The 20743-nt window shown below is 59.7% G+C and carries 16 protein-coding genes and 2 pseudogenes; 10 read left to right on the top strand and 8 right to left on the bottom strand.

The window, feature by feature from the left end; all coding sequences use genetic code 11:
- Positions 1–38: 38 nt before the first annotated feature.
- Both ACYYKW_RS18180 and ACYYKW_RS18175 read left to right on the top strand, forming a co-directional pair.
- Positions 39–1769: an ATP-dependent nuclease gene (locus tag ACYYKW_RS18180; RefSeq protein WP_464990741.1), complete on the top strand. Its 1731-nt coding sequence runs from the start codon at positions 39–41 to the stop codon at positions 1767–1769.
- Complete coding sequence (locus ACYYKW_RS18175) at positions 1759–3177, top strand: UvrD-helicase domain-containing protein (protein WP_464990740.1); 1419 nt, start codon at positions 1759–1761, stop codon at positions 3175–3177. The genes ACYYKW_RS18180 and ACYYKW_RS18175 overlap by 11 nt, the downstream gene beginning before the upstream one ends.
- Positions 3178–3391: 214 nt before the next feature.
- On the opposite strand, the pseudogene ACYYKW_RS18170 reads toward ACYYKW_RS18175, so the two are convergent.
- From ACYYKW_RS18170 to ACYYKW_RS18140, 7 genes and pseudogenes are all read right to left on the bottom strand, one after another.
- A pseudogene (locus ACYYKW_RS18170) lies at positions 3392–3538 on the bottom strand (transposase); the annotation flags it as partial.
- A 140-nt stretch (positions 3539–3678) separates the two neighbouring features.
- The gene (locus ACYYKW_RS18165; protein WP_464990739.1) at positions 3679–5031 is read right to left on the bottom strand and encodes a hypothetical protein; all 1353 of its coding nucleotides are present in this window, start codon (positions 5029–5031) and stop codon (positions 3679–3681) included.
- Positions 5032–5086: 55 nt separating this feature from the next.
- Complete coding sequence (locus ACYYKW_RS18160) at positions 5087–6469, bottom strand: hypothetical protein (RefSeq protein WP_464990738.1); 1383 nt, start codon at positions 6467–6469, stop codon at positions 5087–5089.
- Between the two features lie 198 nt (positions 6470–6667).
- Positions 6668–6799: pseudogene (locus ACYYKW_RS18155) on the bottom strand (transcriptional regulator); the annotation flags it as partial.
- Between the two features lie 384 nt (positions 6800–7183).
- On the bottom strand, positions 7184–7621 hold the full coding sequence (locus ACYYKW_RS18150) for a RidA family protein (protein ID WP_464990737.1): 438 nt from the start codon (positions 7619–7621) through the stop codon (positions 7184–7186).
- A 67-nt stretch (positions 7622–7688) separates the two neighbouring features.
- Positions 7689–9002, bottom strand: coding sequence for a flavin-containing monooxygenase (locus ACYYKW_RS18145; protein ID WP_464990736.1), 1314 nt, complete (start codon positions 9000–9002; stop codon positions 7689–7691).
- A gap of 101 nt (positions 9003–9103) precedes the next feature.
- Positions 9104–9721, bottom strand: a complete 618-nt coding sequence (locus ACYYKW_RS18140) for a TetR/AcrR family transcriptional regulator (RefSeq protein WP_464990735.1) — start codon at positions 9719–9721, stop codon at positions 9104–9106.
- 177 nt (positions 9722–9898) lie between these two features.
- Here ACYYKW_RS18140 and ACYYKW_RS18135 point away from each other — a divergent pair, with 177 nt between their 5' ends.
- The 3 genes from ACYYKW_RS18135 (at position 9899) to argE (ending at position 13319) form a co-directional block, all read left to right on the top strand.
- Positions 9899–11281 carry an aspartate aminotransferase family protein gene (locus ACYYKW_RS18135; RefSeq protein WP_464990734.1) on the top strand — a complete coding sequence of 461 codons (1383 nt, stop codon included), beginning with the start codon at positions 9899–9901 and terminating at the stop codon, positions 11279–11281.
- A 169-nt stretch (positions 11282–11450) separates the two neighbouring features.
- Positions 11451–12125, top strand: a complete 675-nt coding sequence (locus tag ACYYKW_RS18130; RefSeq protein WP_464990733.1) for a DUF1028 domain-containing protein — start codon at positions 11451–11453, stop codon at positions 12123–12125.
- Positions 12126–12155: 30 nt separating this feature from the next.
- A complete protein-coding gene (argE, locus tag ACYYKW_RS18125; RefSeq protein ID WP_464990732.1) occupies positions 12156–13319 on the top strand; it encodes an acetylornithine deacetylase in 1164 nt (387 codons plus the stop codon).
- A gap of 44 nt (positions 13320–13363) precedes the next feature.
- Here the strand turns inward: argE and ACYYKW_RS18120 are convergent, their stop codons facing one another.
- Positions 13364–14269 (bottom strand): LysR family transcriptional regulator, encoded by a 906-nt coding sequence (locus ACYYKW_RS18120; RefSeq protein WP_464990731.1) that lies wholly within the window; start codon positions 14267–14269, stop codon positions 13364–13366.
- 274 nt (positions 14270–14543) lie between these two features.
- On the opposite strand from ACYYKW_RS18120, the gene ACYYKW_RS18115 reads away from it, so the two are divergent.
- The 5 genes from ACYYKW_RS18115 (at position 14544) to ACYYKW_RS18095 (ending at position 20636) form a co-directional block, all read left to right on the top strand.
- A complete protein-coding gene (locus ACYYKW_RS18115) occupies positions 14544–16034 on the top strand; it encodes an aldehyde dehydrogenase (protein WP_464990730.1) in 1491 nt (496 codons plus the stop codon).
- Between the two features lie 33 nt (positions 16035–16067).
- The gene (locus ACYYKW_RS18110) at positions 16068–17702 is read left to right on the top strand and encodes a GMC family oxidoreductase (RefSeq protein ID WP_464990729.1); all 1635 of its coding nucleotides are present in this window, start codon (positions 16068–16070) and stop codon (positions 17700–17702) included.
- Positions 17703–18004: 302 nt separating this feature from the next.
- Entirely contained in the window at positions 18005–18991 is a 987-nt protein-coding gene (locus ACYYKW_RS18105) for an ABC transporter substrate-binding protein (protein ID WP_093101520.1), read from the top strand.
- 14 nt (positions 18992–19005) lie between these two features.
- A complete protein-coding gene (locus ACYYKW_RS18100) occupies positions 19006–19809 on the top strand; it encodes an ABC transporter permease (protein ID WP_093101517.1) in 804 nt (267 codons plus the stop codon).
- A complete protein-coding gene (locus ACYYKW_RS18095) occupies positions 19797–20636 on the top strand; it encodes an ABC transporter ATP-binding protein (RefSeq protein WP_464990728.1) in 840 nt (279 codons plus the stop codon). Before ACYYKW_RS18100 ends, ACYYKW_RS18095 begins: the two co-directional genes overlap by 13 nt.
- Positions 20637–20743 lie beyond the last annotated feature (107 nt).

Here is a 20743-nt window from a genome sequence, read left to right as displayed (position 1 = left end):
GAAGCGGCATCGGGCAGATCAGCGCAGGGACTTACTGTATGGCAAGGATTCGTCGGCTCCAGATCCAAAACTTGCGCTCTATTCAGAACTTGGACTGGACACCCTCACCCGGCTTCAATTGCTTGATCGGCCCTGGCGATAGCGGAAAGTCCAGTATTCTTGATGCCATCGATCTTTGCCTCGGCGCCCGACGCAACGCGCCTTTCGGCGACACCGATTTCTACCAGCTGGATGTTGCACAGCCGATCCTGATCACGGTGACGCTGGGTGGCCTACCTGATGACCTGATCAACCTCGACAGTTATGGCGATTTCCTGCGCGGCTTCGATCACACGAACCGAACGCTAGAAGATGAGCCGCGTTTCGGTATCGAAACCGTACTGACGCTGCAACTCAAGGTCGAGAGTGATCTGGAGCCTTCCTGGCGGCTCTATTCTGACCGGGCGAGCCAGCAGGGCATTGAGCGAAACCTGGCCTGGAAGGATCGAGCACGCATCTCCCCCGCTCGCATCGGAAGCTATGCCAACACCAACCTGTCGTGGAGCCGTAACTCCATCCTCAACCGATTGACCGAAGAGCGGCCTGCGCTCGGTGGTGCCTTGGCAGAGGCCGCACGAGACGCTCGGAACGGTTTCGGTGTACAAGCAGGAGCTCAGCTTCAGCGGCCTCTGGAGATTGTGACGCAGACCGCCAACTATCTCGGCGTACCCGTTGGTGCAGCCGCCCAAGCATTGTTGGACGCCCATGCAGTCTCGATCGGTGATGGCGCCATTGCCCTGCACAACGACCAGGGCATTCCTCTACGATCGCTCGGCACCGGATCGTCTCGCTTGCTGGTAGCGGGCCTTCAACGCCAAGTCGCACAGGCAGCCTCCATCGCACTGGTGGATGAAGTGGAATTTGGCCTGGAACCCCATCGCCTGATTCGCTTCATGGACTCTCTCGGCGCCAAGGACACCCCAGAGCCCCTTCAGGTGTTCCTGACCACCCACTCCCCAGTTGCCCTGCGTGAACTGTCGGGGCATCAACTCTTCGTGGTTCGTCCACTACAGGGGCATCACGAGGTTCGCCAAGCCGGAACATCCGATGATGTACAGAGCACGCTCCGGGCTGATCCCGAGGCCTTTCTGGCCAAACGCATCGTGGTCTGTGAAGGTGCCAGTGAAGTGGGTCTGATGCGCGGCCTGGATCAATACTGGGGCACTCTCGGCAGGCCTTCCTTCCTGGCGCTGGGCGGAGCCTATGTCAACGTCAACGGCGGCAGCCCTGACAACTGCTACACGCGTGGCTCCGCTCTGCTGAGCCTCGGGTACCAGGTGCTTGTGATCGTCGATGCGGACAAGCCCCTAAATCCCGCCATCCAAAACGCTTTCCATCTGGCGGGAGGACAGTCTGCCACCTGGGGTCAGGACAGAGCCTTGGAAGATGAGCTGTTTGCATGCGTGCCGGACACGGCCATCGATAGGCTGCTCGAAAAAGCCATTGAGGTGCGTGACCGAGAGTTGGTAGCTGTCCATATACGCGATCGTTCGCAAAACAACCTGAATCTAGAGCAAATCGAGGCATTTCGAGCGCAAGGGGTGCCTTACGCACCAGGTACTCGAAGCTATCTAGGACTTGCTTCACGCATTCGCAAGAATGGCTGGTTCAAGTCGGTGACAACCTACGAATTCATCGCAAAGCACATCATTGGCCCCAACCTGCAGGCGTCTCATCCCGACCTCCAAACGACCATCAACCGGATCAGAGGCTGGATTCATGCCGCCTGAAATCGCGCTGTTCGATTTTCCAAGAGGGTCGATAACGGCGCCGGCAGGCTGCGGCAAAACGCAGCTGATTACGGACACGTTGATTCAGCACACGGGGCCAAAACCCATTCTGATCCTGACCCACACCAACGCCGGAGTCGCAGCGCTGCGCGCTCGCATGGCCCGTGCAAGAGTGCCGCCCGCCTCATTTCGCATTGCAACGCTGGATGGCTTCGCCATGAAGCTAATCGGCAAATTTCCCGCCCGAAGCGGGCACAATCCAGCGATCATGCAGTTAGCCAATCGCGCCGCTGACTATCCTGCAATCCGCGCGGCGGCTATCGCGCTGCTGAGCGGGCAACACTTGGATCAGGTGTTACGGTCAACTTACTCGCACCTATTGGTCGACGAGTACCAGGACTGCAACCAAGCACAACACATCATCGTCACCTGGCTCGCTGCCAGTTTGCCCACCTATGTCCTGGGCGACCCCATGCAGGCCATTTTCGACATCGCACAGAATCGCCTGGTCGACTGGAACACCGATGTCCTTCCACACTTCCCCAGGATTGGCGCCCTGGCCACGCCTTGGCGATGGCGCCTCGCCCTTGCGGAGAACCTGGGGCTCTGGCTGCTTCAGATGAGAGAGCTGCTGGAAGCCGGTCACCCAGTCGATCTGGCTGCAGCGCCCCACGAAGTTCAATGGATACAGATCCACCCAGCCAATGCCGACGCGCAACGACGAAACGCTGCATTGACCCCGCTGCAAAACGGAGAGTCGGCGCTGATCATAGGGGATGCCAGAAACACGGCAGGCAGGCAGCGCCTGACAAGCCAGACACCAGGTGCAACAACGGTAGAGACTGTGGATCTGCCCGACCTCATCACCTTCGCTCAGAGCTTCGAGCTGGCAGGGCCAACGGCGCTGAGCCAGATAGCCAATTTCGCCGGGAGCGTGATGACCGGTGTGGGCGTTAATGCTTACCTCACTCGGGTGGAAACCATCCGCAATGGTCGCAACCGCACACCACCAACAGTCGCTGAGTCCGTCGCGGTGACCTATCTGGCAGCCCCCAGTTTTGCAGGTGTGAGCGACCTCCTGCAGCAGCTCTCCCAGCAGCAGGATTGCCGCGTATACCGCCCGGAAATCCTTCGCTGCTGTATCGCCGCGCTACGAATGGCAGCATCTCACACGCACACCTTCCGCGAAGCGGCTATCCAGATCCGCGAGCGCAACCGGATGCAAGGGCGCCCATTGTCGCGTCGAGCAGTAGGCAGCACGTTGCTGCTGAAGGGACTGGAGGCTGATGTTGCGGTGATTTTGGAGCCTGAGCAGATGAACGCCAGGAACCTCTACGTTGCCATGACGCGTGGCGCGAGGAGGCTCATCGTCTGTAGTCAACACCCTATCCTGACGCCTCCCAGATAGCGCGATTTCACAAGGTTTAACAGGGAGCGATCGCATCCTATCGATTAGCCCAAAGCGAGATCCATACGGCAAGATCGGATGAAAAATACGCATCGCTCAGAATGGGCAGGCCCTGATGTTCGAAGACGACCCTGCGCAACAAATATTGCTGGAGGTGTGACCGAAGGCGGGAGCGTAGTTTGAGCATCTGGTCGAACGTGCCTTGGTTGCGTCAATCACGACAGCGTTGATAGACCGTTGACCAAGTGCCAAAACGCTCAGGCATGTCACGCCAGGCCGCTCCGGAAGAGAGATCCCACAGGATGCCATTGAGCATGAGCAGATCATCGGCTTTGGGGCGCCTGCAATGGCGAGGCGCGATAAAAAAGTCGGGGATCAACGCTCAGGATTCGACTGCAATTTCGTTTAGCCATCAGAAACCTTCACCAGCTGAAGTAAGAGTTCCATTGAATTCATACATTTACGCTTTCCGAAATAGTTTCGCCTAATTTCGTACAGAGCCTAGAATGAACATTTGCGGATATAGGCTTCGCTCAGTCGATGAGCGAGCTCGGTCAACCGCGTAAGTTTTTGCTCAAGCTCTTCGGTAAGCCAAGGAGACACTAGGTTTCCATGCATGACGCTGTTTCTCACCTTCTGCCAGATATTGAGATGTTCTTTATCAATCACCCCGTTCTCTACCAAAGGCTTGAGTCGATGAAGCACACCCTTCTCCCGGGCGCCTCGCAGTGAAGTCATGAGCCTTTGGCGAAGCTTGTCATCTCCCTCCCATTCTTGGACATGCACTTCCAGGCTTCTGATGGACGCCTCCCAAGTGTCGATGTTTTCCTTGCCCGAGATAACAGACTTCACCGGAGGGAACATCAGATTTGCCACACCTTCGATGACACTGGCAAGGGTCATACATAGTACCCAGTGCGAGCCAGTCGTGGCCTGGGCAATTTCCTGATAGTACTGAGTGAGCTGATGAAGTGCTAGATCCGGTGCCGCCTTGTTCTGTCCCGCTCGGATGATCATGGACAGGATCTGGCCATAGAGCTCCCAGAAGCGCTTACTGTGCCATCGCTGGTCTTTGGCTATCAATAACGATGAAACCTGGGTGTCTGCAGTGTGATCCGAGACATTGCGCAAGGCGATTAGCGCAGATCCATCACCCATGTTGCGGGCCGTCAGGCGCGGATAAACCAATTGACCAAAAAGAAGGTTGAGCGGCTCGCCGACCCAATTCTCTAGGAACACGCTCAGGGAAGGCTGAAATCCAGATGCTGTAACCCATAGCCTTTCATCACCCCAGCTACGATGGAAGGCGACTGTCCCGCCCTCAACCTCGATCTGGTGTTGTTGAGCTATCCTTTGCCTGGAAGTCGACTTGGGCGACTCTGCACTCTCGCGCAACGCTTTCCGGCTGAGCAGCGGAATAGGAACGCTCAGTTGCGCATCATAGACCAACTCCACCCCTGGCTCGGGATGTATCCTTGTCCCAGAGGCCATGGTCATGATTCCCTGAATGCTTCCTGAGAGCCGCCAGGTGCCCTTCGCAGTTTCACCGATCTGAACGTCCACCCAACCGCAGTTCCACTCTACGCCCTCATAATCAACCGCGAAGACTCTGAGCTGATCCAGATTGACGTATGGATTTTCGAACGCGAGCATGACGCGTTCAAGTGCCTTGGCTTCATCAGCCGGCGTCCCGTGCATCACAAATTCCATCTCAGTGCGTGACTTGATAGAGATGTGGCCAGGCCCGGTGAAAAGAGGTTCTTCTTGGTCGTAGCCTATAACCTGCATCGAGGGGCACTCGATGAGCAGTGGGAGATGTAAAAGTCGATGAGCCCAGCTATCTAAAGTTCGCATTCACTTTCCTGTGTAAGCAGAAGGTGACGCTTTTCAGCACCATCCTCGACCGATCTCACCGAAGGGACTTTGCCGCTTTGTCCTGTTCCCAATGGGTGATGTCTTCAACTTCGTTTGTCGCATCGGATCCGAGCATCAGGGTCTGCCGGGGGAAGAGCCCCATCAAGTGTGGCACCCGCGCAAAGTCCTGTACTGTCTCGGCCCACTCGTAGCTGTCCTCAAATGGGTAGTAGTTTACCGCGTGTACGAAGACGCCAAGCACGGAGGTTTCAGAGGCATCGTAGGCACTGATCTGGTCGACATTTTTGTCCCGGCGTAGCTTCTCGACCTCGATACCGTCACGAGTCTCAAACCAGACGTGCACCACGCCAGCGCGATCGGGAGGAATTTGGCTCACGCCGTCGTTGACCAGGCTCTTGAAGTGCTTGGAGCGCAACGAGAGTGAGTTCTCATGGTCGCAGCGCCACTGGGCACCTACGCAACTGGCGACGTCTTTGACAAACATGTTGAGGATGTCGTCATTGGTTCCAGGGCGAATGACCCGACTTGCGACAGTCGCGACGCTGCGCTTTTCGTTGCTATCGATGTCACCGAACACAAGCAGCTCTTGTTGCGGGCTATTAGGCCTAACAGAGAAATTCCGGTAGTGGCGTTTGAGCCCGACCTTGTCGATTACGCGAATTTTCGCGGTAATGGCTCCCACCCTCACCCCTTGCTCATCGGCCTTGATGGCAAGGTTCACCACCTTGATTACATCCTCTTCTGTGACATCTGACACTTTCTCATGGAACGTCAGATCAACGATGCTCCATGGTGCGGCTTTGAGCATGTAATGGCTCACCTGCGCCCAGATGTTGGCCCAAGCTTCCTCCTCGCCAAGCGAGTACTTTGTTTGTTTATCCGAGCGTTTACATTCAACGTAGAACTCAAGCTCACCTGATTTGACGAGCAAATCTGGCGACTTCTTCTTCCCGTTCGGCCACGTGATGCTGTTCTCTGGAATGAAGGCAACCTCGTAACCGTTTTTCAGGTAGAACGAGGCCGTCAGCAGCTCGAACAGCTGCGTTTCCGGGTTATTGTTGTTGGCCAACATCTTGTCTAGGACATCTCCAACGCTGGGTACGCTTCGGAGCTGCTCGGCAACGGCGCCGATGGCCATGGCGTAGGGAAAGACTCGTCTACTGCTGTAAGCCGAATCACTGTAGGGAAAATCATGGGACAGGTACGATGCGAGGATGTACCAGTCGATATCATTTTCTGTCGGCGTGAAAAGCTGCGACTCGATCGGTAACTTGATATCGAATTTCGATTCTTTGTCACGGATGAGCTTCACATAGGCGGCTTTGCGCTCAGCCCAGCTTTGTGACCCGAGCCTGTCGACCAAGAGTTGGTAAAACGCCTTGGTTCTTGCTCGCTCAACCCGACTGACAACATCCATTGCGGTCTCTCCATGTTGGGAGTCTGGAGAGTAACCGGAAGAATAGCTATATGCCATCAAAGACAGCGTAATACCGCCCAGCCGCACTCAAAAATCAAGGTACGCTGGCCTTGCTTCAAAACATTTCAGGCATCAGCCCAATCAGCCACGTAGGCTCTGATCGGGCTTAGGAATCAGCTTAACAGACGAGGCAGCTTTTCACGACATCGGACCGTACTGAGCTTTCCAAGCCTTCAGACCGGAGTGATTGCCACCTTTCGTTTCGATGACTTCACCGTTCTCAGGGTGAACGTGTCGCTTGGCCTGACGTTCCCGGCGAGACGCTTTCTGCAAACCCAACAGTGTGGGTCACCGACATGACCTACAACTCCAAACTTGTTCGCTCTAGGATGAGGCCGCTACCCTCCACCTATGAACTACTGAAAGCCATCTGAATCCATCTGGTCTCTGTCGGAAATCGCCACTCGCGAACCTGATACACTTGGGGGCAAAACTGGGGGCATATCTGAAACTTATCTGCCTGAAAACACTGATCTAGAGCCAAGTCAAAATGTTTTTGGGGGATCCAGATAGCCTGTAGTTCCAGGTTTCACTTGGAGGCGAGGGCTTCTGACAAGCTAGCCCCCCCTCCAAGTCCTGATGCTCAAAGCCCTACTGATCCAGGCAGCTCCAGCCCAATACCGACGCCCCAAGCGTTGCCCATCAAAGCCTCGCTCACCCCTGCGCCGGTTGCCAACCGTCCGGCACCACAGCAATCACGTCAATTTCCATCAGCCATTGCGGCTGCCCCAGCCCCGAAATCACCAGCCCGGTGGAAATCGGGAACACACCCTTGAGCCACTTGCCGACCTCCTGATAGACCGGCTCGCGATAGCGCGGGTCGATGATGTAGGTGGTGGTCTTGACGATGTGCGACAGGTCAGAGCCTGCCTCTTCCAGCAACTGTTTGACGTTTTTCATCGCCTGTTCGGCCTGGGCGCGCGGGTCTCCGAGCCCGACCAGATTGCCTTCGAAATCGGTGCCGATCTGGCCGCGTACGTAGATCGTGTTACCCGCCCGAACGGCCTGACACAGATCGTTGTCCAGTGACTGGTTCGGATAGGTTTCCTTGGTGTTGAACATGCGAATGCGGGTATGCGTAGGTTGTGCCATGTGGGGCTCCCTGGAAGCAGAAAGTTGCCCGCGCCGCCCCGCTCGGGTTCGGCGCGGAACGCGGATTTCAGGCCGTCACGACTGATGCCGGCGCCGTTGAAGCAGCGTGCTCGGCCTGACGCTCGGCGGCGTCCCGGTATTCGAGGTATTTGCGCTGGGTGGCAATGTGATCGGCGACGTATTTGGCGTCGTGCCATACCCCCCAGATGAACGACGAGCCGCGGCGCGACTGCCACGGCAGACCGAGGAAATAGATGCCGGACTCGGTCGACACGCCACGCTGATGCCGGGGTTTGCCTTTTTCATCGAAGGCATCAACGTTCATCCAGCTGTAGTCGGTGGCGAAACCGGTGGCCCAGATGATGGTGGTGATGCCAGCCTCGGCCAGGTCCAGTTCGAGAATCGGTTTGCTCACGCATTCCGGGTCGGGGAACACGCGACGGGCTTCAGGCTCCAGCGGCAGGTTCAGCCCGTTGCGTTCGATGTAGGCATCGGCGGCATCGAGCACGGCCAGATAGTTCTCGTCGCCACGCGCCAGGTTTGCCGCCAGGTCCGGCTGGAAAGTCGCCACGCCGTCGCTGAAAGACCGGGTCACGCCGACCAGTGTCATGCCGCGCTGCGCCAGTTCGCGGAAATCCACCGTGCGCCCGCCATGGGCGCCACTGACCGCGATGGTCACGTGCTCGCGGCCAGGTTTCATCGCCGCCTGATCCCACTCGCCGAGTACGCCCAGCCACCAGCAGAAATCGCGATTGCGATACGCGCGCGGCGGCCGGTCATGCTGGCCGACCGACAAGTAAACCTGCTTGCCGGCGCGCAGCAGTTCATCGGCGATTTGTGTGCCGGACGATCCGGCGCCCACCACCAGCACCGCGCCTGCGGCCAGTTGCTGCGGGTTGCGGTACTGTGCGGAATGGATCTGCGTCAGCCGCTCATCTTGCGGTGCGATGGCTGGAATCACCGGTTTCTGAAAAGGACCGGTTGCCACCACCACGCGATTGGCCTGGATGACGCCTTGAGAGGTTTCAACGGTGAAACCGGGACGCCCGACGTTGCGCTCAACCTTGCGCACTTCAACGCCCGTGCGAATCGGCGCTTTGAATTTGCGGGCGTAGGCTTCGAAGTAATCGGCCACCTGCTCTTTGTGAGCAAAGCCGTCGGGGCTCAGACCGGCAAACTCAAGGCCTGGAAAACGGTCGTGCCAGGCCGGTCCGTTGGCGACCAGCGAATCCCAGCGTCCGCTGCGCCAGGCCTCAGCGATCCGGCTGCGCTCCAGGACCAGGTGAGGGATACCCAAATGGCTCAGGTGTTCGCTCATGGCCACGCCGGCCTGACCGGCACCGACCACGAGCGTATCGATTTCAATGTTTCCAGCTGTCATACCTGTGTCCTTCACGAAGGCGGGTGTGGACGCATTCTGTGCAGGATCAGGGGATAGCGAAATTATGATTTTTGTCGTCGCAGAGCAGGAAAAACCTAGGGCTATGCTTCGCCCGGGTCGCTCAACATCCCGTGGCACATCAACCCCAGCACGCTGCGCATATGCGCCGCATGAGCCTCGCGATCCGGCACGGCTTCAGTGGCCAGGCGGATGAACGCCAGGTTCGCGTACTGGTTGAACACGGTCGCGGCGACCTCGATATCGACTGATGGGCGAACCTTGCCGCGGTCTTGAAAATGCTTGAGCAAAGCCTTGGCTTCCTCGACCACCGCCGCGTTCCACGGCTGAAAGGCGTGGGACAGGTCTCCCGTGAACAGGAATGGCGCCAGTTCGCGCCACAGCGACGCAGGCATCGCGCGCAGTTGATATCGGGTCATCAAGCCTTCGAGTTCGCATAGCGCGTCGAGCGGGTCCGAATTGTCGTCCAGATTCGCCCTCGCCTCGCGCATCGCCTGTTCGTCGGGGGCCTTGAGCAATGCGAGGAGAATGTCCTGCTTGCCGCCGAAATAATTCACCACGGTGGGCGCTGAAACGCCCGCCTCGTTGGCAATCTGTTCCAGCGTGGTCGCGCTGAATCCATTGGCTTTGAACAACCTCAGCGCCGCCTCGGCGATCACCTGTCGGCGCTGTTCTTTTTGCCGTTCTCTTAATCCGCTCATGGCGCCCTTGCACTCGCTTTGCGATGCCGCTCAGGGTACGGACTTGCGTTTTTCCCCACAAATATTTTCTTTACAAAAATATTTTCAAGTGCCAAAACTTATACCGCCACAAGCCCTCGGCAACCGCTTGCCCCTCGTCATGACGAGCATCGGGCGCCCTCACCCTGGAGACACGCAATGTCCATCGATCTCGATCCAGCCCGCACCACACGTGACTATCAGGCGTCCGATGCCGCCCACCACATTCACGCGTTTGTCGATCAGAAAGCCCTCAACGAGGAAGGGCCGCGGGTGATGGTCAGGGGCGATCGGCTGACCTTGTGGGACAACGACGGCCAGCGTTATCTGGACGGCATGTCGGGGTTGTGGTGCACCAACCTCGGTTACGGGCGCAAGGATCTTGCCGCTGCCGCCAGCGCTCAGCTGGAGCAGTTGCCCTACTACAACATGTTCTTTCACACCACCCATCCGGCGGTGATCGAGTTGTCGGAACTGCTGTTCAGCTTGCTGCCGGCGCACTACAGCCACGCGATCTACACCAACTCCGGTTCCGAAGCCAACGAGGTACTGATTCGCACGGTGCGCAAGTTCTGGCAGGTAATGGGCAAGCCCGAAAAAAAGGTCATGATCGGCCGCTGGAACGGTTACCACGGCTCGACACTGGCGGCGACGGCGCTGGGCGGGATGAAATTCATGCACGAAATGGGCGGCACGATTCCGGATGTCGCGCACATCGACGAGCCCTACTGGTTCGCCCATGAAGGTGATTTGACCCCTGAAGAGTTCGGCCTGCGCGCAGCGCGTCAGCTGGAAGACAAGATCCTCGAACTGGGCGCCGACAAGGTGGCGGCGTTCGTTGCCGAGCCGTTCCAGGGGGCTGGCGGGATGATCATTCCACCGCAGACCTACTGGCCGGAAATCCAGCGCATCTGCCGTCAATACGACGTGCTGCTGTGCGCCGATGAAGTGATCGGTGGCTTTGGTCGCACCGGCGAATGGTTTGCCCACGAGGCCTTGGGCTTCGAGCCCGACACGCTGTCCATCGCCAAGGGCCTGACCTCGGGTTACATCCCCATGGGCGGGCTGATTCTGTCGCGACGTATGGCCGAAGCGCTGGTGGAAAAAGGCGGCGTCTTTGCTCATGGCCTGACCTACTCGGGCCACCCTGTGGCGGCGGCGGTGGCGATCGCCAACCTCAAGGCGCTGCGCGATGAGGGCGTGGTCACTCAGGTGAAAATCGACACCGGGCCGTACCTGCAGAACTGCCTGCGCGAGGTGTTCGGCAATCACCCCTTGGTGGGTGAAGTGCAAGGTATCGGACTGGTGGCGGCGTTGCAGTTCGCTGAAGACAAGGCCACGCGCAAACGCTTCGTCAACGAAAACGATATCGCCTGGCGCTGCCGCACCATCGGCTTCGAAGAAGGCATCATCATTCGCTCCACCCTGGGGCGCATGATCATGGCCCCGGCGTTGGTCGCCACCCGCGCGGAGCTGGACGAGCTGGTGGACAAGACGCGCATCGCCGTGGACCGCACCGCCCGCGAGTACGGGCGCCTGTAACCGGGCACGTCGGACTGAGAAGTTTTTCCGTAACCCGGCTCCACAAAAAACCTCGTTTCGCCAATGCCTGCGCATCGACAGAATGCACCCATGTCCCATCCCGACCGGGCCGCGTATCCCGCGCCCGGCCGGCGGATGGCAGGTCAGGACGGAACAGGACAAACACTTCATGACGTTTTCAATCGTCGGCCGTTGCGCCGAAACAGGACAACTGGGCATCGCCATCAGCTCTTCCAGCATCGCCGTGGGTGCACGCTGCCCGTGGCTGCGTCCGGGCGTTGGCGCGGTGGCCACGCAGAACATCACCCTCCCCGCCCTCGGCCCACACGTGCTCGACCAGATGGAAAACGGCCGCTCACCCGCCGAGGCGCTGGACAAAGCGCTGACGAGCAACGGCTACAGCCAGTTTCGCCAGCTGACCGCCATCGATCACTTGGGTCAGACCGCGCATTTCAGCGGCAGTGAAACCCTCGGTACGCACAACGCGCTGGCTGGCGAACAGTGCGTCGGCGCGGGCAACATGCTCGCTGATCGCGCGGTGATCGAAGTGCTGGTGCAGACCTTTGAAAACAGTGGCGGGCAACTGGCTGACCGTTTGATCGCCGCCATGCAGGCAGCCGTCGCGGCCGGCGGCGAAGCCGGCCCGGTACACTCCGCAGCGCTGGTGGTGGTCGGCGAACTGACCTGGCCCATCGTCGACCTGCGCGTGGACTGGGCCGACCACGACCCTATCGGCAAACTCGCGCAACTGTGGAGTGACTACCAGCCGCAGATGCAGGACTACATCACCCGCGCCCTCGACCCGACCAAGGCCCCGAGCTATGGCGTGCCCGGTGACGAATAAGACGCCCGTGAGCCAGGCAAGGATCGACACATGAGCAAAAGCCGGGAATTGTTGGCGGCATTGGTGGCCTTCGACACCACCAGTCGCGAGTCGAATCTGCAACTGATCGAATTCGTGCGCGACTATCTCGCGCAATTCGACGTGCCCTGCGAGCTGATCTTCAACGAGCAGCGCAACAAGGCGAACCTCTTTGCAACCCTCGGCCCGGCGGATCGTCCGGGCATCGTACTGTCCGGGCATACCGATGTGGTGCCGGTGGACGGACAACCGTGGACAGTCGCGCCGTTTGCACTCAGTGAACACAACGGCAAGTTGTTCGGGCGCGGTACCGCCGACATGAAAGGCTATATCGCTTGCGTGTTGGCAGCGGTCCCCGATCTGCTCGCGGCGCCCTTGAACATGCCAGTGCACATCGCGCTGTCCTATGATGAAGAAGTCGGTTGCCTGGGTGTGCGCGCATTGCTTGCCGAGTTTGAGAAACGGCCGGTCAAGCCGCTGCTGTGCATCATCGGTGAACCCACCGAACTCAAGCCGGTGCTCGGACACAAGGGCAAACTGGCGATGCGTTGCGAAGTGCATGGCGCGGCCTGCCATTCGGCCTATGCGCCTGAGGGCGTGAACGCCATCGAGTACGCGGCTGAACTGATCGGTGAACTGGGGCGCATCGGCACGGCACTGCGCGCGATGGATCTGCACGATCCGCGCTTTGAACCGCCGTTTACCACGGTGCAGACCGGGGTGATCAGCGGCGGCAAGGCGTTGAATATCGTCCCAGCTGACTGCTGCTTCGATTTCGAAGTCCGCGCGCTGCCTGCGCAGGATCCGCGCGCGGTAGCAGCGCAGCTTCAGCATTATGCCGAGGCCCACGTGCTGCCAAAAATGCGCACCGTCAATGCGGGTAGCGACGTGCGTTTCTCCGAGTTGTCCGCGTACCCCGGCCTGGTCACCGACGCGAAAAGCCAGGCGGCGCGGTTGATTGCACATTTCTGTGGTTCGGATGAGTTCACGACCGTGGCGTTCGGCACCGAAGGCGGATTGTTCGATGCTATCGGCATTCCCACCGTAGTGTGTGGGCCAGGGAGCATGGATCAGGGGCACAAGCCGGATGAGTTTGTCAGCGTTGCGCAACTGGATGGTTGTGATGCGATGTTGCGGCGGATAATCGACAAGCTCCAGTCAACACAAGCTCTGTAGCAGCCCGGCGTGCCGCTACAGAGGTGAAATGGCTTTTCCAAAAGCTACTTCGGCGCCAACTCTTGCCGACAATGATCCACGAACAACTGCGCCGGTTTGGTCAATTGCGAACGGCGCAACCAGGCGGCTGACAATCCAGAACCGGTGACCTCTTCGGCCAGCGGCACGCACACCAGTTTCTGTCCGTCGTAAGTGAGGTTGGACTGCGGGCGGGTCACCAGAATCGAGAAACCGAACCCGCGCCCGACCATGCCCCGCACCATTTCTATCGATGGCGAGCTGAACTGGATGTGCGGCGTCAGCCCGCGTTCTTCGAAGATGCTCACGAAATAGGTGCGGCTCGGCTGTACGTCGAGCAACACCATCGGCTCCAGCACCAGATCGTTGAGCGAAACCTTGGCCTGATGGGCGAAGCGATGCCCCTCCGGCAATAGCGCGTAGGGTTGCTGCGGGGCCATCAACGGCGCGGTGTCGATGGTGCTGTCCAGATCGTGTTCGTAGAGGATTGCAAGATCGATGCTACCGGAGGTCAGCGCCTGCACCAGCTCCTGTTGCTCACCATCGCGGATGCGGATTTCCACACCCGGCCAGCGATCACGGAACCCTGAAATCAAGCGTGGCAGGTACAGCGGCGCGACGGTTTCGAAGCAGCCGATATCGATCTGCCCAGCGACCACATCATTGTCCGCCAAGGCGTTCTGCTCGAACTCGTGGGCCACCCGCAACAGCTCCTGAGCCTTGCGATAGAAGCGTGCGCCACTGGGCGTCAGCGACACGCCCTGAGCGTGGTGCCGAATGAACAGCTGCACGGCAAAGCTTTCTTCCAGGTGTTTGATCGCGGTAGAGACCGAAGGCTGCGCGATGTACAGCTTGCGCGACGCCTCGGCGACGCTGCCGCACTCAACCGTGGTGACGAAATACTTGAGTTGTCGCAGGTTGTAGGCTGCCATTGCTACCTCGAATTCGCTGAACCATGACCGCAGATCTTGCGCGCTATTGTGCGACGTGCAAAGCCTTTGAGAAACAAGCAAATACCTGCCCATTGAAGCTAAAAAAACTGACCCCGAAACGGTGCGTAAACGCACCGCCAAGGTGCGTTATTGGCGAGTTTTTTTATCGACAGCGAACACATTTTTAATCATTTCCTGACCCCGTCACATCGCCCACTATCGGCACCACTGATCGCAAACATGGCCCGCCGAGGCCATTGAAGGAGTGTGTGCAGTGACGGATTTCAAAAGCTGGCAACGCCTTGCCGAACAGCAGCGTTTCATCGACGCCGCGTTGATCGCAGGGCACATGCATCAAGCGCAGAGCGGTGAAACGTTCGCCGTGATCAACCCCGCCACCAACGCCTTGCTGGCAAACGTCGCGGCTTGTTCGAATGCGGATGTCGACCTCGCCGTTCGCGTCGCGCGCAAAAGCTTCGAAAGCGGCCCATGGGCGCGCATGCAGCCCAGAGAGCGCAAGGCTATCCTGCTGCGCTTGTCTGAACTGATTCTGGCCAATCGCGAAGAACTGGCATTGCTGGACTCCCTGAGCATGGGCAAGCCGGTGATGGACGCCTACAGCATCGACGTGCCCGGCGCCGCGCATGTTTTCGCCTGGTACGCCGAAAGTCTCGACAAGCTTTACGATCAGGTCGCGCCCACTGGCCCCGGCTCACTGGCGACCATTACCCGCGTGCCGCTGGGCGTGATCGCTGCGGTGGTGCCGTGGAACTTCCCGCTGGACATGGCCGCCTGGAAGCTCGCTCCCGCACTGGCGGCAGGTAACAGTGTGATTCTCAAACCCGCCGAGCAATCGCCGTTTTCGGCACTGCGCCTGGCGCAACTGGCACTCGAAGCCGGCGTGCCGGAAGGCGTGTTCAACGTGGCCACCGGGTTGGGCGAACACGCCGGACGCGCGCTGGGATTGCACCCGGACGTCGACGCGCTGGCGTTCACGGGCTCGACGCAGGTCGGCAAATACTTCATGCAATACGCCGCGCAATCAAACCTCAAGCAGGTCTGGCTGGAGTGCGGTGGCAAGAGCCCGAACCTGGTGTTTGCCGACTGTCAGGACCTGGATCTGGCCGCCGAGAAAGCCGCTTTCGGGATCTTCTTCAATCAGGGCGAAGTGTGCTCGGCCAACTCGCGACTGTTGGTGCAACGTTCGATTCATGACGAGTTCGTCGAGCGCATGATTGAAAAGGCGCAGCACTGGCAGCCAGGCGACCCGCTGAATCCGGCGAGCAAAATGGGCGCCATCGTCGACGCCAGGCAAGCGTCACGGGTCATGGATTACATCGCCGGCGCCAGTGCCGGCGGCGCGCACCTGGTGGCGGGCGGCGACCGGGTGATGATCAACGGCTCGAACAATTTCATTCAGCCGACGCTCTTCACAGACGTCACGCCCAACATGCATCTGTCGCGCGAAGAGGTGTTCGGCCCGGTGCTTGCAATCACTGCGTTCGATGACGAAGACCAGGCCGTGGCGATGGCCAACGATCACATTTACGGCCTCGCCGCATCGGTCTGGAGCGATGACCTCAACCGCGCTCATCGCGTGGCGGGACGATTGAATGCCGGAACCGTGTCGGTCAACACCGTGGATGCACTGGACGTGACCGTGCCCTTTGGGGGCGGCAAGCAATCTGGCTTCGGCCGCGACCTGTCGCTGCACTCCTTCGATAAATACACCCAACTGAAAACCACCTGGTTTCAGCTGCGCTGATTCGTCGCCCGGGAACAATTTGAGTGAATCCGTATGAAAACCGATTACGACTACATCATCGTCGGCGCCGGTTCGTCCGGTTGCGTACTGGCGAACCGTCTGAGCGCGGACCCTGCTGTCAGCGTCTGCCTGATCGAAGCGGGCAGCCACGACAACAACCTGCGCATCCAGACGCCCGCTGGAACCATCACCCTGTACAAGAGCAAAAAGTACAGCTGGAACTTCTTTTCCGCACCGCAGCAGCACCTCAACGGCCGCAGCCTGCACACCCCTCGGGGCAAGGCGTTGGGCGGTTCGAGCTCGATGAACAGCATGATCTACATCCGCGGTCACGCCAGCGATTACGATCGCTGGGCCGAGGCTGGCTGCGCGGGTTGGGACTGGAACAGCGTGCTGCCGTTTTTCAAGAAATCCGAAAACAACCGCCTCGGTCAGGACACGCGTCTGCATGGCACTTCAGGCGAGCTGAACGTTGAAGCCGCCCGCGACCCGAACCCGGTGTCGCAGCTGTTCGTCAACGCCGCACAAAAGATCGGCATCCGCCGCAACGACGATTTCAATGGCGAGCAGCTTGAGGGGTGTGGGATCTACAACCTGACCCAGAAAGACGCCAGGCGGCTGTCAAGCTATCGCGCCTTTGTGGCGCCGGTGCTCGAGCGGTCCAACCTCACGGTCATCACCGACTGCGCGATGCAATCGCTGATCCTCGAACAGCGCGTGGCCAAGGGTGTGCGCGTGGCTTCAGAGGGGCAGCAAACCCGACTGACTGCACGTCGCGAGGTGATTTTGTCGGCGGGTTCTCTGGCCAGCCCGAGCTTGCTGTTGGCCTCGGGGATCGGCCCGGCCAGCGAACTGAAAGACGCCGGGATCAAGGTCGAACATGACCTGCCGGGCGTTGGCAAGAACTTGCAGGATCACCTCGACGGCTTGATCACCGTGCGCTCGAAAAGTCCGCTGACGCTGGGGTTCTCCCTGGGTTCGCTGCCGAGCATTCTGCTGTCGCCGCTGCGCTATGTGCTCGGCAAGAAAGGCTGGCTGACCACCAACTACGTCGAGGCCGGTGGCTTCGCTCGCACGCCGCTGGCAGAAGCGCTGGCGGATGTGCAGTTTCACTTCGTGCCCGGTTATCGCAGCCATCGCGGGCGCCTGTTCGAATGGGGCCACGGGTACGCGGTACACACCTGCGTGCTGCGGCCGAAAAGCATTGGCCAGTTGCGCCTCGATCGAAACGGCAAAGCGGTCATTGACTTCAATTTTCTCTCCGACCCTGAAGACGCAAAGGTGCTGATCGAGGGGCTGAAGCTGGCGCGCAGGATTCTCGCCGATCAGCAGTTCGATGCCATTCGCGGCACAGAGATGCTCCCCGGCAAACACGTGCAGACCGACGAGCAGTTGATGGCCTACGTGCGTGAGTACGCCGCGACGGTGTTCCATCCGGTGGGTACCTGCAAGATGGGGGTCGATCCGATGAGCGTGGTCGGGCCGGATCTGAAGGTGCACGGTATCGAAGGGCTGCGCGTGGTCGACGCCTCGATCATGCCGAGCCTGATCAGCGGCAACACCAATGCGCCGTGCATCATGATCGGGGAGAAAGCGGCGGACATGATTCTGCGGGGCGATCGATCCACCGTCGAAAGGCATGTCCGGGACCATGCCACGGCCGGTTGAAGCAGTTCGATCCGCTGGGTCTGGAGGGCGATAAAACCTCACGAAAACGCCGCGTCCGTGCACCGCGAAGCGGCGTTTTCATTCGCCCTGCCCCAGCATCGAACAGGTTTTTTTCACCCCAGTTTTTTCCTCATCAGGGACCACATATTTACTAATTTTCCTATCCCTCGACATCCGCCAACATCAACCCTGCCCCACAGCGGCAAAAGGTCCGTCAGAGGCCACAAGCGTTTCAAGTTTTTGGCGTCTAGCCCCACTGCCCCGAGACCTATTCAAACCAAAAAAACATCCGGGAGTGTTCAATGATCAAGTCTTTCGTATCGCGCTGCGTGCGTCCGCTGGCCCTGACTGCAATGGCTGCCGGCATCGCCAGCGGCGCCCAGGCCGGCACCCTGTCCATCGGACACACCACCTGGGTGGGTTACGGCACCCTGTACCTGGCCAGGGATCTGGGCTACTTCAAGGAAGGCGGCCTGACCGTCGAGCTGCCGACCATCGAAGAAGCCTCGATGTACATGGCGGCGCAGGCCTCGGGCAAGTTGTCCGGCTCGGCCTCGACCCTCGATGAAATCCTCAAGTACCGTCCGCAGTTCTGCTTCAAGGCCGTGGCCGCGCTGGACGACAGCCATGGCGGCGACGGCGTGCTGGTGGGCAAGGATGTCAACAGCCTGCAGGACCTCAAAGGCAAGGCCGTTGCCGTCAACGAAGGTTCGGTCTCGCAGTTCTGGCTTAACTACCTGCTGAAAAACGCCGGCATGAAGATGAGCGACCTGACCATCCAGAACATGACCGCCGACGACGCCGCCACCGCCTTCATCGCCGGCCGTGTACCGGCCGCCGTGACCTGGGAGCCGCACCTGAGCACCGTCCGCAGCAAACAGCAAGGCAAGGTTCTGGTGGACAGCAGCACTACGCCGGGGGTGATCGTCGATGTCGTCGCCCTGAGCTGCGATGTGATCGACAAGCAACAGGCGGACGTCAAGGCGCTGGTCGCAGGCCTGTACAAAGCCGTGCAGTACACCAAGGACCACCCGAAAGAGGCTTACGCAATCATGGCCAAGGGCGTGGGGGGCTACCTCGCCGACCCGGCAGAACTGGAGGCGGCAGCCAAGGGCGTGCGTTTCTACGATCAGGCCATGAGCGAAAAACTGCTGGGCAGCAACGGCAGCACCGGCGAGGCCGCCACGGTGATCAAACTGGCCAACGAAACCGCCAGCGAGCTGCAGGGCAAGCCGTACAACGTGAGCTACAGCGACCTGATCGACAACCGTTTCGTCAGCCCGAAATAACCGAGGAGCACCTCATGTCCAAGCGCAATTCGTGGCTGAACCGTTGCCTGACGCCCAAGACCAGCCTGCCGGTGCAGGTGATCTGGAGCGCCAGCGGTCTGGCCTGGGCTCTGCTGATCGGCCTCTGGGCCTGTCTTTCCTACGGCGGCGTGGTGCCGGCCATGTTCCTGCCGACACCGGGCGCGGTGTTCGATGCCGCGATGCGCCTGGCCCGTGATGGCACCCTCGGCCCGCACGTGTGGGCCAGTGTGGAAGTGGTGATGGTCGGCTTCATTATTTCTTCAGTAGTGGCTGTGCCCATCGGCCTGATGATGGGCAGTTTCCGGGTCGTGCAAGCGTTCCTCGAGCCGCTGGTCAACTTCATCCGCTACCTGCCGGTGACCTCGTTCGTGCCGCTGTTCATCCTCTGGATCGGCATCGGTCTGGAGCAACGCGTGTCGATCATCATCTTCGGCGTGTTTTTCCAGCAAGTGGTGATGATCGCTGACGTCTCCAAGGGCATTTCCAAGGACCTGATCAACGCGTCGTACACCCTGGGCTCGAGCCGCGCGGACGCGGTGCTGCACGTCATCGCCCCGGCCTCACTGCCCGGCGTGCTGGATACCCTGCGCGTGACGATGGGCTGGGCCTGGACGTATCTGGTGGTCGCCGAACTGGTCGCCGCCTCCAGCGGCCTGGGTTACCTGAGCCTCAAGGCCATGCGCGGGTTTCAGGTCGACGTGATTTTCCTGGCAATCGCGGTCATCGGCCTGTTGGGCCTGATCACCGATCAACTTTTCAGACTTCTTCGCTTGAAGGTGGCCGCATGGGCTCAGTAACTGCAACTTCGCCGATCCAGCTTCGCCCGACTCCCGTGGCAGCTTCGGCCACTCCACGCTTGCGGGTCGATAACGTCACCCTGCAATACCAGACACCGTCGGGCAGCACATTTACGGCGCTCGACAGCGTCTCGTTCGAGGTCCCCGATCAGCAGTTCGCCGTGTTGGTCGGCCCGTCCGGTTGCGGCAAGTCCAGCCTGCTGTATCTGACCGCCGGCCTGGCGGAACCGACCTCGGGCGATATCTACGTCGGTGGTCAGCAAGTCGACGGCCCCGGCGCCGATCGCGGCATGGTGTTCCAGGGCTACACGCTGTTTCCGTGGTTGACCGTGCGTAAAAACATCGAGTTCGGCCTCAAGCGCCGTGGAATGCCCGCCGCCGAGCGCAAGGAAATCGTTGAGTTCTACCTCAACGAAGTGGGCCTGCTGCGCTTCGCCGACAACTACTCCAAGCAGTTGTCCGGCGGGATGATGCAACGTGTGGCCATTGCCCGAGCCTTGGCGAACGACCCGCAAATCCTGCTGATGGACGAGCCGTTCGGCGCGCTCGACAGCCAGACTCGCCTGCAGATGCAGCAACTGCTGCTCAAGGTCTGGGAACACAGCAAGAAAACCGTGCTGTTCGTCACCCACGATATCGATGAGGCGATCCTGCTCGGCGACCGTATTTTCGTTATGGGCGCCCGTCCCGGTCGGATCAAGGAAGTGCTCGACGTGCCGATCGGCCGCCCGCGCAACCTGGACATGGTGATGGACCCGCAATTCATCCGCATGAAGCGCAACATCTTCCACCTGCTGCATGACGGCCCTGAAGATCACGACCACTGAGCCTGCTTGAACCGCTAAAACCTTCTTACTACCGCCATGGATCGGCGGGCGGTGCATTCAGGCGATCCAGCACTCGACTGGGTATCTCCAGGTTACGGACGGATCGA

It is taken from the genome of Pseudomonas sp. 15C, from assembly GCF_055484735.1.
This window is presented reverse-complemented; position numbering and strand designations above follow the sequence as displayed.